Source organism: Kitasatospora atroaurantiaca (assembly GCF_007828955.1).
Classification (GTDB): Bacteria; Actinomycetota; Actinomycetes; order Streptomycetales; family Streptomycetaceae; genus Kitasatospora; species Kitasatospora atroaurantiaca.
In genome coordinates, this window is the sequence record NZ_VIVR01000001.1 from 2,203,388 (window position 1) to 2,218,972 (window position 15,585).

At 68.7% G+C, this 15,585-nt stretch carries 22 protein-coding genes; 16 read left to right on the forward strand and 6 right to left on the reverse strand.

What is annotated here, in order from left to right:
• Positions 1-197: 197 nt before the first annotated feature.
• The 6 genes from FB465_RS10125 to FB465_RS10150 all read left to right on the forward strand — a co-directional run bounded on the left by FB465_RS10125 (position 198) and on the right by FB465_RS10150 (position 3,104).
• On the forward strand, positions 198-590 hold the full coding sequence (locus tag FB465_RS10125) for a hypothetical protein (protein WP_145789616.1): 393 nt from the start codon (positions 198-200) through the stop codon (positions 588-590).
• Complete coding sequence (locus FB465_RS10130; protein WP_145789618.1) at positions 587-970, forward strand: hypothetical protein; 384 nt, start codon at positions 587-589, stop codon at positions 968-970. Before FB465_RS10125 ends, FB465_RS10130 begins: the two co-directional genes overlap by 4 nt.
• Positions 967-1,146, forward strand: a complete 180-nt coding sequence (locus FB465_RS10135; RefSeq protein ID WP_145789620.1) for a hypothetical protein — start codon at positions 967-969, stop codon at positions 1,144-1,146. The genes FB465_RS10130 and FB465_RS10135 overlap by 4 nt, the downstream gene beginning before the upstream one ends.
• Positions 1,143-1,322, forward strand: a complete 180-nt coding sequence (locus tag FB465_RS10140; RefSeq protein WP_145789622.1) for a hypothetical protein — start codon at positions 1,143-1,145, stop codon at positions 1,320-1,322. The genes FB465_RS10135 and FB465_RS10140 overlap by 4 nt, the downstream gene beginning before the upstream one ends.
• Entirely contained in the window at positions 1,319-1,633 is a 315-nt protein-coding gene (locus tag FB465_RS10145; protein ID WP_145789624.1) for a hypothetical protein, read from the forward strand. The genes FB465_RS10140 and FB465_RS10145 overlap by 4 nt, the downstream gene beginning before the upstream one ends.
• A 202-nt stretch (positions 1,634-1,835) precedes the next feature.
• Entirely contained in the window at positions 1,836-3,104 is a 1,269-nt protein-coding gene (locus tag FB465_RS10150; RefSeq protein WP_170290547.1) for an AlbA family DNA-binding domain-containing protein, read from the forward strand.
• An 83-nt stretch (positions 3,105-3,187) separates the two neighbouring features.
• Here FB465_RS10150 and FB465_RS10155 read toward each other — a convergent pair whose 3' ends face one another.
• On the reverse strand, positions 3,188-4,627 hold the full coding sequence (locus FB465_RS10155; RefSeq protein ID WP_145789628.1) for a DUF2079 domain-containing protein: 1,440 nt from the start codon (positions 4,625-4,627) through the stop codon (positions 3,188-3,190).
• 75 nt (positions 4,628-4,702) lie between these two features.
• Positions 4,703-4,855 (reverse strand): hypothetical protein, encoded by a 153-nt coding sequence (locus FB465_RS35710; protein ID WP_170290548.1) that lies wholly within the window; start codon positions 4,853-4,855, stop codon positions 4,703-4,705.
• Positions 4,856-4,973: 118 nt separating this feature from the next.
• On the opposite strand from FB465_RS35710, the gene ku reads away from it, so the two are divergent.
• Positions 4,974-5,807 carry a non-homologous end joining protein Ku gene (ku, locus tag FB465_RS10160; RefSeq protein ID WP_246192601.1) on the forward strand — a complete coding sequence of 278 codons (834 nt, stop codon included), beginning with the start codon at positions 4,974-4,976 and terminating at the stop codon, positions 5,805-5,807.
• A gap of 30 nt (positions 5,808-5,837) precedes the next feature.
• Here the strand turns inward: ku and FB465_RS10165 are convergent, their stop codons facing one another.
• Both FB465_RS10165 and FB465_RS10170 read right to left on the reverse strand, forming a co-directional pair.
• Complete coding sequence (locus tag FB465_RS10165) at positions 5,838-6,272, reverse strand: hypothetical protein (RefSeq protein WP_145789630.1); 435 nt, start codon at positions 6,270-6,272, stop codon at positions 5,838-5,840.
• Positions 6,273-6,300: 28 nt separating this feature from the next.
• Positions 6,301-6,561 (reverse strand): hypothetical protein, encoded by a 261-nt coding sequence (locus tag FB465_RS10170; protein WP_145789631.1) that lies wholly within the window; start codon positions 6,559-6,561, stop codon positions 6,301-6,303.
• 486 nt (positions 6,562-7,047) lie between these two features.
• Here FB465_RS10170 and FB465_RS10175 point away from each other — a divergent pair, with 486 nt between their 5' ends.
• The 6 genes from FB465_RS10175 (at position 7,048) to FB465_RS10200 (ending at position 13,083) form a co-directional block, all read left to right on the forward strand.
• On the forward strand, positions 7,048-8,091 hold the full coding sequence (locus tag FB465_RS10175) for a terpene synthase family protein (protein WP_145789633.1): 1,044 nt from the start codon (positions 7,048-7,050) through the stop codon (positions 8,089-8,091).
• A 58-nt stretch (positions 8,092-8,149) separates the two neighbouring features.
• On the forward strand, positions 8,150-9,205 hold the full coding sequence (locus FB465_RS10180) for a polyprenyl synthetase family protein (RefSeq protein WP_246192602.1): 1,056 nt from the start codon (positions 8,150-8,152) through the stop codon (positions 9,203-9,205).
• A gap of 738 nt (positions 9,206-9,943) precedes the next feature.
• Positions 9,944-10,264, forward strand: a complete 321-nt coding sequence (locus FB465_RS10185; protein ID WP_145789635.1) for a hypothetical protein — start codon at positions 9,944-9,946, stop codon at positions 10,262-10,264.
• Positions 10,261-10,950: a hypothetical protein gene (locus tag FB465_RS10190; protein WP_145789637.1), complete on the forward strand. Its 690-nt coding sequence runs from the start codon at positions 10,261-10,263 to the stop codon at positions 10,948-10,950. Before FB465_RS10185 ends, FB465_RS10190 begins: the two co-directional genes overlap by 4 nt.
• A 93-nt stretch (positions 10,951-11,043) precedes the next feature.
• Positions 11,044-12,438, forward strand: coding sequence for a glutamate decarboxylase (gene gad / locus FB465_RS10195; protein ID WP_425461159.1), 1,395 nt, complete (start codon positions 11,044-11,046; stop codon positions 12,436-12,438).
• A gap of 27 nt (positions 12,439-12,465) precedes the next feature.
• Positions 12,466-13,083 carry a hypothetical protein gene (locus tag FB465_RS10200; RefSeq protein ID WP_145789638.1) on the forward strand — a complete coding sequence of 206 codons (618 nt, stop codon included), beginning with the start codon at positions 12,466-12,468 and terminating at the stop codon, positions 13,081-13,083.
• A gap of 58 nt (positions 13,084-13,141) precedes the next feature.
• Here the strand turns inward: FB465_RS10200 and FB465_RS37905 are convergent, their stop codons facing one another.
• Complete coding sequence (locus tag FB465_RS37905; RefSeq protein ID WP_425461160.1) at positions 13,142-13,387, reverse strand: DUF6011 domain-containing protein; 246 nt, start codon at positions 13,385-13,387, stop codon at positions 13,142-13,144.
• Positions 13,388-13,429: 42 nt separating this feature from the next.
• On the opposite strand from FB465_RS37905, the gene FB465_RS10205 reads away from it, so the two are divergent.
• A complete protein-coding gene (locus FB465_RS10205) occupies positions 13,430-13,633 on the forward strand; it encodes a hypothetical protein (protein WP_145789640.1) in 204 nt (67 codons plus the stop codon).
• Between the two features lies 1 nt (position 13,634).
• Here FB465_RS10205 and FB465_RS10210 read toward each other — a convergent pair whose 3' ends face one another.
• Positions 13,635-14,099 carry a hypothetical protein gene (locus FB465_RS10210; RefSeq protein ID WP_145789642.1) on the reverse strand — a complete coding sequence of 155 codons (465 nt, stop codon included), beginning with the start codon at positions 14,097-14,099 and terminating at the stop codon, positions 13,635-13,637.
• 26 nt (positions 14,100-14,125) lie between these two features.
• On the opposite strand from FB465_RS10210, the gene FB465_RS10215 reads away from it, so the two are divergent.
• Complete coding sequence (locus tag FB465_RS10215) at positions 14,126-14,344, forward strand: hypothetical protein (protein WP_145789644.1); 219 nt, start codon at positions 14,126-14,128, stop codon at positions 14,342-14,344.
• 460 nt (positions 14,345-14,804) lie between these two features.
• A complete protein-coding gene (locus tag FB465_RS10220) occupies positions 14,805-15,344 on the forward strand; it encodes a hypothetical protein (protein WP_145789646.1) in 540 nt (179 codons plus the stop codon).
• The last annotated feature ends 241 nt before the right edge of the window (positions 15,345-15,585 follow it).

Genomic DNA, 15,585 nt, shown 5'->3' on the forward strand with positions numbered 1-15,585 from the left:
TGGTGGTGACCACCGAACCCGCCGTGGTGGTGACCTCCGTGGTGACCGCCATCGTGTCCGCCGCCGTCCATCCCACACCCCCAAGTAGTAGCCGTCGAGCCAGCCTGGCACGTGCAGGCCCTCGCAACCTCAAGACAACCTCTGACGCCCGTCCGGCTGCCGTACCCGCGCGGCGGGCCACCACCCGAAGGAGCACGATGCCCGACCTAAGCCCCGCCGAGACCCTCACCACCGCCGCGAAGCTCCTCAGGGAGCGAGCAACCGCCATCACTGCTCCTGACCCGGGCCTCGACCAGCCCTGGCACGTTGAAGAGTGCGCCGACAACGAGACCGGCGGATGCCCCTGCATCGTCGCCTACCAACAGCACGACGACAGCTCGGGCTTCGGCGTAACCACGCGGTACGTCGCCGACGCCGAAACGCCGGAGTTCGCCCAGTGGATCGCCCTGATGAACCCCGGTGTCGGGCTCGCCCTCGCTGACTGGCTGGACGTGGCGGCCGCCAACGCCGCAGCGCTCACCTGGCCGAACCAGTTCATCGACAGTGCCCTCGCGGTGGCCCGGCAGATCCTCGGCGAGGTGACGGAGTGAGCGCACGCCCCGGGATCGGCATCATCGGCGTCGGCATGCCCGCCCACCTCCACCTCGAAGCGTTCGGCCGGGAGATCGAGGACGCATTCGGTCACCTCCCGATGCTGGTCGGCTCGTCCGCGACCGGCAAGCAGTGGCGTGACGTCGACGTGCGGCTCATCCTCCCCGACGACGAGTTCGACCACCTGTTCCCCGACCACGACGCGCCCGCACGCATGGACGGCCGCTGGTCGCTGCTGTGCGCGGCAATCTCCGAACTCGGCCGTCTGCGGACCGGACTGCCCGTGGACTTCCAGATCCAGCGGATGAGCAACGCCAACGCGAAGTACGACGGGGTCCGGCACGCGCTCGGCCTGCACGCCGTGCGAGGTGGCCAGTGAGTGCCTCCGCGTGGGTCCTGCTCGCCTGCGCCGCCTTGCTGCCGATCTGCCTCCTCGTTGCGGCACTCTGCCGCACCGCCGACGACGACGGGCCCGCGCCCGAGACTCCACTCACCGACGACGAAGCCACCCAATTCGCCGCCATCACCCACCAGTTCGAGGAGCCCGCGGCGTGAACGGCAGGCCCCAGCCCGCCACCGACCCCGTCGACCGCATCGTCCGCATCGTCCGCACCATCGAGAACGCCACGGTCTCCCAGCTCAAGGAGGCATTCCACCGCCTCGGCTGGCCGCTCCTGTTCACCGTCACCGAAGCCCCGCAGTCCGAGATCGCAGAGGAGCCCACAAGGTGACCGAGGGCCGACTCGGTGAGCTCCTCGGTCAGGTCGACAGCCGGCGTCTCACCCCGGATGAGGCAGGCCTGCTGCGCGCCGCCGTCCGGATCCTGGTCGAGGAGCGGGACTATGCGACCCGTCATCTCCGTGGCGCGGAGAATGCGCTTCGCAAGGCTCGACGGCGCATCGACGCCGTACGCGCGCTGCACCGGCCGGACGTGGCCGGAACATGCTGCGAGGAATGCAGGGACGCGGACAGCAACAGCGTGCGGTGGCGGTGTCCGACCATCCGAGCCCTCGACGGAATCGTGATGGGGGCCCCGCGATGACCAGCGAGTACCTCACGCAGATCGTGCACCAGCGTGGAGGACGACCCATTCGAGGCGCCCGCGTGGCCGCAGCAGACAGTCACGACCCTCGGCAGCATTGCGGGCTCGGCGAAAACTGACACGCCACGCGAGGGAAGTAGGACGATACTTCCCTTGCTGCTGTCAGTAAGCAGCGCCTGTCGATCGAAGAGTGAGGATGCGCGTGACGCCACCGATCTACCTCTCGTCAGACACTCCCCGCTGGATGCCCCGGACCGAAGCCGACCTTCAGGCGGCGATCGACGGCGGCCTGATCGAGGAGTCGAACTACTTCGACGCGAAGAAGGAGCTCGTCACCAAGGGCGACAACAAGGAGCTGGCGCGGGATCTCGCGTCGTTCGCCAACGAGGGTGGCACGCTGATCATTGGCATCGCGGAGGACAAGGCCGCGCGCACTTTCAGCCTCGCCCCGCAATCGCTCGACGGCCTTGCTGAGAAGGTCAACTCGGTTGCCCGGACGATCCCCGACCCCCCACTCAACGTCGTGACCGCAGAGATCCCGACCGACACGGATAAGGCCGTCGGCTACCTCGTGGTGCAGGTACCAGCGAATCCGCAGGCACCGCACATGGTGGATGGGCGCTACCACGGACGGCACGACAAGCAGAAGCATGTGCTTACCGACGCTGAGGTCGCCCGACTCCACGCCCGCCGCCGGGTCGCTGAGGACGATGTTCTCGCTCTGCTCCAGCGCGAGATCGACCAGGACCCGCTCGCCACTTATGGCTCGCAGTCCCACCTATTCATCGTCGCGCAGCCACTCTCAGGTCAACACGACATGCTGCTCAAGCTCACCAGCGGGCCGGGCTGGAACATGCGGCTGGCGGAGTTCATCGACCGCGCGTACACCACCGAACTCAACGACGCGCTCGCCGGAGCGCAGATCGCGCCGGATCTGACCGACGCCGGCAACGGCTTTCGCCGGGCCGGCGGTGCCGCACGGGCGACATCGAACCTCGGCGAAGGCCGGATTCACACGCCTACGGGCAGTAGCACGGATGAGCACGTCGTCGAGCTTCAGGTCCTCGAAGACGGTGGTCTGCGACTGTACTTCACCCGGTTCTCCGACGACAGCGAGGGGGAGCAGATGCTGTTCCCTGCGGTCGCAGTCAGCCTCACCCGTCGTCTCCTCCAGTTGACGCTCGCCGCAGCCGACGAGGCGGCTTACCGGGGCGGCTGGTCCCTGGCCGTGGGTGCCACCAGACTTGGAGGGCGACGCCCGTGGGTGAGTAACCGTTGGAGCAGTTGGGGCGAGACCACTCGGTACACCCAGGACTCGTACGCACAGCCCACGAGCGCAGCGTGGGCCGAGATCAACGAGTCCCCCGCCGCCGTCGCGAACCGCCTCGTCGGCCGACTGCTCCGGGGTCTCGGCGTCGAGCAGTCTTTTACCCAGGCGCTGACCGACCCGGAGAAGCCAACCGAGTCCTGAACTCCCGGCCGGCAGGTCTCCGCAAAGCCCCGCCGTGCGCGGACCTGCTGGCTCCGTGGCATGGCTCCCGGAACGCCTGCACGTCAGGGCTGCAGGCGCAGCACCGCGACGTGGTCACGGTTCAGGAGCAGTTCGTAGGTGGCGCCGGGGTGGAGTTGCGCCCCGTACGCTGCCGGGTCTTTGATGCCGTCGCCCCAGCCCTGCAGGTCGAGGAGGAGGTAGTCCGGTGGGCGGGTCTTGCTGCCGCCGACCCAGTAGGTGTCGGTGCGGGCTGCGAGAGAGGCGAGGGTGGAGTTGACGGACTCGACGCGTACGCCGTCCGGGACGAGGTGCAGCGCGTCGCGCATGGTGGCTGCACGGGGGCCGCTGGACCAGGCGTCGGCGCGGGCGAGGTCGCCGACGCCGTACGTCATGCCGGCGGAGCAGGCGAGCGCTACGGCGGGCAGGGCGGTGACGGTGCGGTCGGCGAGTTGCCGTAGCCATGGCCGGCTGGTCTGTCCGAGGCGGTCGGCGGCGTCCGCGGCGGCGAGGAACGCGATGGGCATGAGGGGCGCGGAGTAGTGCCAGCCGGTGCCCCAGAATGCCTCGTTGGTGGAGGTGAGCCGCCAGACCAGCGTCGGGGCGGCGAGGACCGCAAGGGGTGAGCGCAGGGCGAGAAGGCCGGTGATGCCTGTGGTCCAGGCGACGGTCTTCCACGCTTCCAGTCGGCTGAGGGGCTGCCAGATCGCCTGCCACCAGCCGTGGTGCGGCGCCTTGGACCAGTAGTCGAAGTGGTGCTGTGGGTTGAAGTGCGGGATGAGCCACCAGACGGCGGCGGCGGTGCCGGCCAGGCCCGCCGCGAGGAGGATCGTTCCTGTCCACCAGCGACGCCCCTGCCAGAGGAGGAGCACGCCAACGGTGGCGACGGTCAGCCCGAGGTCCTCTTTGACGAGGAGCAGCGGCAGCGCCCACCAGGCGGCGCGGTGCCAGCGTCGGAGGAGGAGTTGCCGGCAGCTGATGGCGAGAAGGGGGACGGCGAAGGCGATCTCGTGGAACTCGGCGTCGGCCGCCCGCTGGAGGCCGAAGGACAGTCCGTACGCTGCGCCGATGCACAGGCCGCGGTTGCGGCCGAGGAGGCGTGCCGCGGTGTCGGAGACGATGCCGGTGGACCAGGCGAACAGGCAGGCCTGGGCGAAGAGCAACGTGACGGGTGTGGGGAAGAGCCGGAACGCGGGCGCGAGGAGAGCGAGGATCGGGCTGAAGTGGTCGCCGAGGAGGTTGAAACCCTCGCCCTTGATGGGGACGATCGGCGCCCGGAGGTGGGCGTAGGCCTTGACCGCTTCGGTGAAGATCCCGAGGTCGTACGACGGGGAGCCGAACCGCTGGTAGCGGAGCACGGCGATCAGGGTGTACGCCGCGAGGAACAGGGCGGCGAGCGCCAGGTGCGGGGCTGTGGCCGGCCGCCAGAGCTGCTGGGCGGGGGCGCCCGGGGGTCTGGCCCACCGCGGTCTCGGGAGGGCCGGGCTCGCGGGCGTAGTGGTCATGCCGTCCCCCAGGGTGCGTGCGCGTGGCGTGCACGCTACGCCCAGGGGGTGACAGGTCTGTGGTGAACGCGTGGACTAGGTCGAGGAGTTGAAGGCGGCGACTGCCACCTGTCCGGAGTCTGTGCCGGGGAGGGCACGCTTGAGCTGGTCGGTGAGCTGCCGCGGGTCCTGCTGGGCGGGCTCGGCGAGGGCGGGGCGCGGGGCCGGCGTGGCCGCGGGCGGTGTCATGCCGCCGGTATGGACGGGCGGCGTACGGGTGGCGCCGCCTGCCGGGGTGGGATGTGCTGTGACCAGGGGGATGACCTGCCCGGAGGGTCCCGTGCCGTCTTCTGCGATCGCCCGCAAAATGATCACATTCTCGCTGGTGTCGATACCGGTCTCGGTGTACGCCGCCACGTCCCGGCACCAGGTGCCCCTGCACATGGTCCACGTGAAGGACGGCGCCCGGATCCGGCAGAAGAAAGTCTGCTCGGCCGAGGAAGTCGAGGTCCCCGACGGTGACATCGTCCGCGGCTACGAGCTGCCGTCCGGGGACACCCTGATCCTCACCCGCGAGGACCTGGAGTCCCTCCCGACACCGGACACCCGCGAGATCAGGGTGCTCGGCTTCCTGCCGGAGGAACGCGTCGACGTCCTGCACTACGACAAGGCGTACTACCTCGGCGCGGACCAGGCCGCCGCGCGGCCGTACGCGCTGCTCCGCGAGGCCCTGACCCAGTCCGGGCAGGTCGCGATCGCCCGGACGGCGCTGCGCACACGCGACAACCTGGTGGTGCTGCGGGTCCGCGATGACGTCATCTCGATGGTCACGCTCCTCTGGCCAGACGAGGTGCGCCCCACCGAGGGCATCGCCCCGGCGACACCTGAGCTCCGTCCGGAGGAGGTCGCGCTTGCCAGGCAGCTCATGGACACGATCAGCTCCGATTTCGACCCGTCCCTGGAGAGGGACGAGTACACCGTGGCGCTGAAAGAGGTCGTGGAGGCGAAACTGGCCGGACTGCCGGCCCCGCACCTGCCGGAGGCCAGGGTGCTGCCGCCCGCCGGGGGTGTGCCTGACCTGATGGCCGTGCTGGAGGCGGCGGTCAAGCGCGCCGAACAGGAGCATCCGAAGACCGGATCGGCGCGGGGCAGGAAGACCACCGCGAGGAAGGCGCCGGCCAGGAAGCCCCGGGGGTCGTGACCAGCCGTGGGCCCGCTACCTCGGCGGCCGTCAGCCAGAGAGGAGGCGCGCCGTGGCGTGCAGTACATGGCCGGCCTCGCGGGCCTTCTCCAGCCTGTCGGTGAACGCTTCCACACGGGCAGCAGGTGCCATGTCCGGTAGGTCCGGTGGCCAGGTCCCGGGTGGCACGATCACGACGACTGCGCTGTCGCGTACCCGGGCGGCGGCCAGCCAGCCGGGTGAGAGCGGGGCAGGCGGGTCCAGCTCCCACACCTGGAGGCCGCCGACCAGGACAAGCTTGAGCAAGTGACCAGCGTGCACGTGCAAGGCCGCGCTGGCCGGCGGTGGCTCGCCGGCCGCCCGGGTGAAGCCGCTGTCCCGGGCATCGTCGCGCAGCTGGGTATGAAGGGACGGGTCGACTTCGGCAATCGCTTCGGCGAAGGGCACCTCGGTGGCGGACTCGCGCACCACGAATGCCCAGTGCATGGGTGCGGGGGTGCCGCGCCTGTCTGCGTCAGTGGCCATGACCGTGCAGCGAGCCGCCCGGTTGCAGCGCGGCGGAGTTGTCGGCGATCAGTGGCACGTGAAGGCCCTCGCATTCCCAGTCGTGCGGGCGCTCGCCTCCGATCCCGCGGCAGGCCGGGCATTCGGTGCGGGGCAGCGCGGAGCCGGGGTGCCAGCCCGTTCCGTGGCAGTCGGCGCAGCGGCTGGCTGCGGCGCCGCACGTGCAGAGCGTGGCGGCCCGGTCGGCTGCGGCGTGGAGGTCGATGTTCACGGCTGGGCAACGCGGCCGGGCGGGCTGGGTCACGGGCACGTCAACTGCGCGCGCACGCGCCTTCCAGAGCCGGTGCGACTTTGCGAGCTACATGGCACGGGGCTGGTGGTCTGAGCTGGGTCCTACGGCCGGTTTGATCGCTTTGGTTGGCACCAGATAGTCAGGTTTGTTGTCATCTGGTCCAGATTTTCGGTCCGGTTGTCACCAACTCCGGAGTTCGTTTGCGGTCGACCAGTTGGCCCGGCTTCTCTGGCGGGGCGGAGATCAAACCGTTCCAGGGGCGGTTGTGGGGGCGCACCGTGTGAGCGACTCGCACCCGTGCGCCGGTGGCGTGCTTCTGCAAGCCAGGTGCGCCGCTGGCTGGCACCCTGCTCAACTGATGTCGCGTACATGACGTCGTTCGTGTGCCGTGTGGGCAGGTGGTCGCCGCACGGCGGAGAGGATCCCCCTGTGGGTAGCTCACCAGCACCGTTCATTTTGCCCAGGGTGTTCTGCCCGTTCGAGCCGGCAGTCCACCCCGATGCCAAGGATGTCGACCGACGGGCAGCCGCCTGGTTGGTCGAAGGTCAGTACGTGGAGGACCAGCATCTTCTCGCGCGCACCCTGGCCTCCCGGTCGGGGATCTTCGTTTCCCGGTGCATGCCGGCGGCTGACCCTGACCGGCTGGAAACCCTTGCCCGCTGGGTCTACTGGGGCTTCGCCTTGGACGACACTTACGCGGACCGCGGCCCGACCAGCACAGACCCGACCGCCTTCCTTCCGCTGGCCGCCCGACTGGTGCACGCCACCGAGTCACTGGATGACCGGATCGCGCAGGGGCACCCTCTGATCGGTGCACTCCAGGACATCACCCGCCGCTTCGCCACACATGCCACCCCGACACAGCTCGCACGTTGGGCGCAGGGCCACCGACGCTGGATGACCGCCACCGCTGAGCAGATTGCATACCGCTCCCGCTCCCACACGCCCTCTCTGGACGACTTCCTCATCACCCGGCTGAACTCCGTCGGCGCAGCGGTGTCCTTCACCGCCGTCGAGTTGGTCCTCGGCCCGGAGTTGCCTGGCCGGGAACGCGACTCGATCGCGGTGCGTGCGCTGGTCGACCTCATCGCTCTGGTCACCGCTACCGACAACGATCTCTTCTCTTGGGCCGCCGAAGCCGTCGCTCACAACGGACGTGACCCCGGAATTCTCGACGTCCTGGCAGCTGAGTACTCCCTGACACCTCAGCAGGCACTGGCCGAGGCCATCGCCCTACGCGACCAAGCTCTGGCGCGTTACCTGCGTCTTCGCGAGCAGATCGACTCGGCGCTGAGTCGGGACCTGCACCGCTTCCTCGACACCTTGCAGCACGTCGTCCGAGCCAATCTGGACTGGAGCGTTGACATGCTCGGTGCGCGGTACGCCGCTGAAGGTGTCGCGGCCCCGATCGACCGCTCGTGCCTGTGGACCGGCACGCCGGCCGCCTCCACCACGGCGGCTTCCGCGACCCCGGCGATCGCCTGGATGTGGGACGACCGCTCATTGTGACGCTTTCCCTCCGCTTCCCCTTTCAGGGCTGGAGGCGGGCCGAGAGAGGGGCCCGAACGTGACCGGATTCGACCAGATATCTTGTCAGCGCGCCGACAGCGCGCCAGCTGCCGACCCACCTGCCGCGGACGCGGTTCGCGTCGCGCTGGCCGCCGAGTTCGCCTCTCGGTGGCCAGCCGATGCCACCGGCCTTGATGCCGTGCACCGGTACGCGCTCATCCCCTCCGGAAAGCTGCTGCGGCCCCTGTTGGTTGCGCACTCCGCGCTGGCGCTCGGCGGCGACTTGCGCCAGGTTCTGCCCGCAGCGATCGGCTTCGAGTGCGCCCACGTGGGAAGTCTGCTCCACGATGACATCATCGACCGCGACGCCACCCGCCGCGGTCAGCCTGCCGTCCACGCGGCCTTTGGCCTCGAACAAGCGATCATCGCCGGAAACGCCCTGTACTTCAGCTGGTTCACCGCCCTTGCCGATTGCCAAAAACGCGGGGCAAGCGATCGCCAAATAGCTGCAGCACTCGACATCCAGGCCCGCGCCGGCGTCGAGACCTGCCGTGGGGCTGCCGACGAGCTTGCGATGGCCGGTGACCTCGACGGGGGTATCGCCGCCTACATGGAGATGGCCCGCCGCAAGACCGCCGTCCTCCTGTCAGCTGCGTGCCGGGTAGGTGCCATCCTTGCGGACGCAACCACCGAACAGGCAGCGCTGCTGAGCGTCTTCGGCGAGCACCTGGGCCTGGCCTTCCAGATCCGCGACGACCTCCTGCCCTACAGCAACGATCACGACCTCGGCAACAAGCCTGGCGACAGCGACATCCGCAACCGGCGCCCCACCCTCCCCATCCTCCTCGCGCTGGAAGCCACGGACAGCAGCACGTGTCGCACCCTGCGCCGGGTGCTGCTGACCGAGGCCGATCATCACAAGGCTCACCGGCAGCTGCGCGCCCTGCTGGAACGCACTGGCGCGATCTCCCGGGCCCGTGCGATCGCGGACCGGCACGCCGCGCAGGCCCAAGAGGCGATTTCCGAGCTCCCACCCGGGCCGCACACCAAGGCACTCAACGACCTGACGGTCACACACGCAACGGTGGCTGGTCCCACTCCGTCCGGGCGTTGAGGCGGTGATGGTCACGATCCGCTTCGCAGGGCCGCCATCAGGCCCAAGCGCCAACGAAGAACGTCAGTCCACCGTGAGGCGGTAGACCAGGTCCTCGAATCGTGGGGGGGTTTGTATCGCCATGGTTGCAGTGGTAGGCCCGCTCGCTGGCAGACGGTTCCTCGATCCACATCCCAGCCCAGTCACCCCAGCGTTCCGTTCGGGGTGCGTATCGGCCGCCGCGGGTCTGCTGGTAGACGTTGCAGGTGAGGATCTTGCCCGGGCGAGACGTAGGGGTAGGTCATCGAGTCGGACAGCTCTTCGTCGCCCCACATGTGCATCCGGGCGAGGAGAGTCCCATCCAGGAGAGAGAGCCCGCCCTGCGGGATCTGACTCGATGCCCTGCCGTAGGCCCGGCTTGAAACTCTCGATGGTGATGGTCAAACGCCCTTCGCGCGGCACCTCCCACATGTCACCAGTCACCACCGAGTGCCCAGCCCAGGCGATACGCGGAGGAAGGGACAGCGCGTTGGCAGCACGCTGAACCGCCACAGCGTCCGTCACGGCCACCCGGATGCACAGCCCGGAGAGCGAGTAGTCGGTGCAGGGGGTTCACCCGATGACCGTACTGCCTCCGTCTCACCGAGGGTGACAACCATCTCGACCAAGTGCCATGCATCTCGAAAAGTCGCAGCCGGTGGTGTCCGTGACCTGTGCCAACGCCTTGCAATTCGATTAACCGTTCGAATAATAGGAAGTATGCGCCGCCCTCCGTCACCGTTCGCCGCCACGCCCGCCCGGGCCGACTGGCGCGACATCACCACGGTGCCGGACAAGGACCTCGCGGCCGCAGCCGGCGAGGTCATCCCCGACCTCATCGCCGTATGGGTACGCAGGGGCGGGGTCTGGTACGGCACCGTGCTCACCGGCTGGCTCCAGCTCAAGCCCGGCTACTGGGCCGCACGCCTGCAGCCCAGCCTCGACGAGGAGATCTGGGTCAGCCACAAGGGCGCAGCACTGCAGCCCGTCATGCCACAGGTGAACAACCCGCCCGGCCCGCTCACCGAGGAGCGGCGATGAGCGCCGGCCCGGAGGAGCGCCTCGCCGGTCTTCTCGAACTGACCAGCCCCGCGGCGCGGGCCCGCGAGGGAGCGGTGCAGACGATCCCCGTCCTGCCGGAACTCGCCGGGCTGCTCCCCGACGGCGGCCTTCGCCCCGGCACAGTCACGGAGGTCAGCGATCTCGGGCTGCTGGCCGCGCTGACGGCCGAGTGCCGCGGCTGGGCCGCAGTGATCGGCATGCCAGAGCTCGGGCTGGGTGCCCTGGCCGGCTACGGCATGGATCTTCAGCATCTGATGCTCGTCGACGATCCGGGCGAGCACTGGGCGGAGGTGTTCTCGGCCCTCGCCCCAGTGGTGGACCTGATCCTCCTCACCCCGACTACTCCACTGACCCCCACCCTCGCGCGCCGCCTCTCCGCGAGGCTTCGCCAGCACCGGTGCGCCGTCCTCACCCCGGCGCACTGGCCCGGTGCGCAGCTGCGCCTGGAGGTCGAATCACACGGATGGACGGGCCTCGGCGACGGATTCGGCCAGCTTCAGTCCCGCAGGGTCGCGGTGCGCACGGCCGGGAGGGGCGGTGGCCTCGGCCGGTCCGCTGAGCTGCTGCTCCCGGACGAACACGGCACCGTGACGGCGCTCGACGGCGCCGAGGCACGGCAGCCGGACGCGGGCGCCTTCGTCGATCTGGCAGCTGTCGCGTACTGACGCTGCGACGGGCGGCGGAACTGTCCGGTTTCGCGCACCACCTTGTCCACGTATCGTCCGATTCGGACCGATCTCTCGACGAAGGGAACGCTGGTGGCTCTGCACGCGGCGAAGGACCAGCAGGCGGCTGACTGGACGACAGACGTCTTCGCGACACCGTTGAGCGAGCAGGTGCTTCCCAAGCACCGACTGCCCGACGAGCACTCGCTGCCCGAGGTTGTCTACGCGCTGATCCACAACGAGCTGCTGCTGGACGGCAATGCGGCGCAGAACCTTGCGACGTTCTGCACGACCTGGACGGACGACGAGGTCCGCCGGCTGATGGACGAGTGCCTCGACAAGAACATGATCGACAAGGATGAGTATCCGCAGTCCGCCGAGATCGAATCGCGGTGCGTGAACATCCTGGCCGATCTGTGGCACGCGCCGGCCGGTAGCAGCGGCGACACCCGGGCAGTGGGGTGCTCGACCACCGGGTCCAGCGAAGCCGCCATGCTCGGCGGGCTGGCCCTCAAGTGGCGGTGGCGTGAGCGGCGCCGCAAGGAGGGCAAGTCGACCGAACGGCCGAACATCGTCATGGGGCCGGTGCAGATCTGCTGGGAGAAGTTCGGCCGCTACTTCGACGTTGAGGTGCGGCAAGTGCCACTGGAACCGGGCGCGACCGGCTTGCGAGCTCACCAGCTGAAGGAGTACGTCGACGAGAACACCATCGGTGTGGTGGCCATCCTGGGGGTGACCTTCACCTGTGACTACGAACCCGTCGCAGAGATCGCCGCCGAGCTGGACCGCCTCCAGGCGGAGACAGGGCTCGACATCCCCATTCACGTGGACGCCGCGAGCGGCGGGTTCATCGCCCCATTCCTGCACCCCGACGTGGTCTGGGACTTCCGCCTGGAACGGGTGGCGTCCATCAACGTGTCGGGCCACAAGTACGGCCTGGCGCCACTCGGCGTGGGCTGGGCGATCTGGCGCACCGCAGACCTGCTCCCCGAGGAACTGGTCTTCCGGGTTGACTACCTGGGCGGTGACATCCCGACTTTCGCGCTGAACTTCTCTCGCCCGGGCGGCGCCATCGTCGCGCAGTACTACACGTTCCTGCGCCTTGGACGCGGCGGATACCGACGCGTCCAGCAGGCCTGCGCGGACACGGCGCAGTACCTGGCGGGCGAGATCGCCGCGATGGGGCCGTTCACCCTCCTCTACAACGGGGTGGGCGGGCTCCCAGCGGTCTCGTACAAACTCGCCGACCCGGACAACTGCGGGTTCACGCTGTACGACCTCTCCGACCAGCTCCGCATGCGCGGCTGGCAGGTCCCGTCGTACCCGCTTCCACCTGACCAGCAGGAGACTGTGATCCAGCGGGTTCTGATCCGACACGGCATCACACGCGACGAGATCGACCTACTCGCCCGCGACATGCGTAACTCCATCGAGCGACTCACCAAGGGTGGCCCCGCTGGCGCCGACCGGGCCGGGTTCCACCACTGATGGCCGCACAACGGTGAGGCGACCCACATGGAAGTGACCTATCAGGCAGCCTGGGTACCGGACGATGACCCCCACCGGCCATGGGAAGAGGCCCTGGCGCTCGCAGCCGAGTGGGTAGCGGATCGATGCGAGGCAGAGAACGCCTTGGCAGTGCTCGTCACGAACGCCTTCAACTCCCCCAGCTACCCCGCCGTCCTGGCACGCCTCGGAGGGTATGACCACGTGACGCCACGGAGTTCTGCTCAGATCGCAGGCGAGCGACCGACCTTGGCGTTCGTGCCGGTCCCGAAGGCCATGGATCTCGCCGTCCACCTCGCTCGCAACTCCTCACTCGCCGTAGTGGAGAGCCGAAACTTGTATCCGTTGAGCGCGTGGGCCCGCGGAGTGGGCGCAATCAACCTTCTGGATCCGGACGGGGCGATAGCACCGCTCGACGCCCGGTTGGCCGAAGCGGTCGAGGATCTGCACATGTGCGGAAACAACGGCTACGTCGACAACTACGGCAAGCGGGACGCCAAGAGAATCCTGGCGGGTTTGAAGCAGCAGGGCATCCTGGACATCGACGAGATCGTGGGCGCCGTTTCCGCGCGCGGCATCAGGCACGAGGCGGCAGCGAGGCTTCGGGAACTCGCCGCGAAGGCCTGACGTCCACTGCGCCGGCCTTCGGCCCGAGGACCCGTCTCCAGGCCGTATTCACCATGTCTCAGAGTCCTGGTAGCACGTCCTGCTCGACGTCATAGCGCCGCGTCTGTGCGTCTCGGTGCTCGCAGTACCTGCCAAGGCGCAGCAGTCGGCTCTCCGGGTCATGAAGCGGCCGACGGCAGCGACGACACCTGACATGCACTGCCAGCTGCTCCTGAGTCTCGGCAGAGGAAGCGCCTCGGGCTGGTCGCTCATCGATGGTAGGAGCATTGGCACGGTGCCGGGTCAATGCAGGCTGCTCGGTCACAACTGCTCCTCAACGCATCGGACCTGACTATCATCCGTCCGCATGAAGCGAACCCTGCTGTGGATCTGCGCCCTGTTCCTTGCCTGTCTGAGTGTGGGCGGCGTCGTCAATGCACTCACGAAGGGTGTGGACTGGCTTGACCTGGCGCTGACCGTGCTCCTCGGAATTGCGGCTCTCCGGATCGCCCGCAATCTGCGCGGTGAGCAGCCGGCCGAGCGAGCGGAGGATCGTCCCTGGCGCCGGTAGGTCACCGCTGCTCTGCCTTCTCGCGCATTTCCGCGAGCCACGCTTCGAAGCGTGCGGTCTCCTCGACGGCGAGGCGCTGCGCCTCGGTGACGGGCTCGCCACGGTCCCACCGGTAGACGGCGTTCCGCGACAGCTCCCCGCGGTACACCCACGCCCTGTCGGTCCACACGTGGTCGCCGGGCTGAAGGTTCGGGTTGAGGATCAGCCAGCCGTCTTCCCAGCCCTTGGGCTGGCCGGAGGCGTTCTTCCGCACGATCCACGGCTCCGGTCGCAGCTGCGAGGCGCCCTTCGGCCGGCCAGGCTCGGCGGGTTCCGGGCAGGGGATGCGAAGTTCGGTGGCCAGCGCGATGTGCGCGCTGGCCACCGCGTTGTCCTTGCGGGCCCGCTCCTCGCCGTTGGTCTTCCCGCGGTCGTAGCCGCGCTGGAACGCGGCGTGCCGGTCCCGGTCGTTGCCCTTCGTAGCCATGGCCATAGTTCCTCGGCGGCCTCCATGTGGCGGGCGACAGCGTCCGGGTTCTCCTGCTCCAGCTCTTCGATGCGGCGCCAGTCGTACGCCCGGCCGAGCTGGTCGGCGAACATGCGCAGCACCGCACGGTGGTCGAGCGGCACGGTCTCGTCGCCAGCGGCGGCCCGTCCCGCATCGCACGACACTCCGGCTTCACCCGCGAGTACATCGCCAAGATCCGCGACGGCAAGGGGCCCAAGGGGTAGTGGCCGGCGCGCGACGTGCGGGACGGCTCGACCCAGTGCACGCTGATAGTCGGCACGACGCAACGAGACGGAGGCGCAATGCGATGCCCGGGTCTTCGGAGCGGTGGTGGCCCTGTCCGGCGTGCGAGGAGTCCGAAAGATTCAAGGTCGCCTGGCGGGACGTTCAGTTTCCCGACTTCATGATCGGCCCTGGAGGGGCCAAGGAAGAGCTCCGCCGAGGCAAGGTCGTGGTTGCCCGCTACCGCTGTGAAACCTGCCGAGGAGATGGCGCCTGCGTCTGGGTCGAGCCTTAGCGGGCCGCCGCGACGCCACCCGCCGAACCCGACGGCCCGTAACCCGAGCCCCGCCACAACGCGGGGGCTGACTGCTGACCGCCGCCGAGCCTGCTCACAGCCTTCGAGAACATGCGCGCTGGCCAGCCTGGCGAGATCCTGAAGACCCGAGCGTCAGGAGCGCCACGATGACCGGACGCCTCTTCAGCAGCAGCAACCTGAAGACCGAACTTGCCAGCCTCAGGAAGAAGGCGGTCGACGAAGTCCGCCGCCACCAGAGACCCGCCGGCAACGCCGTCACCGCGTACACGCTCACACCCATCACGCTCGGCGATGCGCAGTATCGTGCGGCCGCCAAAGGCGACAGCCTGGAGTTCTCAATGACCATCCCGTTCACGGGCACCGGAGACCTGCTTGAGCACCGCCTCGCAGATGGCTTCCAGGCAAGCGCCCCTGAGCTGTCGAACCTTCCGAAGGGAGACGTCGAGCAGTTCAGGATCCGCGTCACAGCTGAGGGCATCGACCCGGCCGAGCAGGGAGGCGACCCAGACGTTCAAGCTTGGTTCGCCGCAGATCTAGAGGCGATCAGCGCGGCGGTCGCGGCCATCAATGCCCTGACGGCCGAGCACAACGAGGCACTCAGGACTGAGGTGGAGGACTACGTGGCGAAGGCCAATGCCGCGTCCGAAGCTGCAGAGCGCGCGAACCGGAGGCTCCGCGGCAACTGATGAACATCGGCAACGCGACGTAACGGCTCGGCAACTCCCCCACACACCATCACATGCCCCTGTCACGCTGCTCCCCATCCGTTTCGCACGAGCAGGGGAACCACGAGTGTCCTACCCTCCACCGCCGCCGCAGCGTCAGGTCGTCAAGCGCGGCGCGAACCACGGCCTGCACGTCTTCCTCAGCATCATCACGTGCGGGATCTGGGCGATCACTGGCTGGCCGATCGCTGCGGCGATGGGC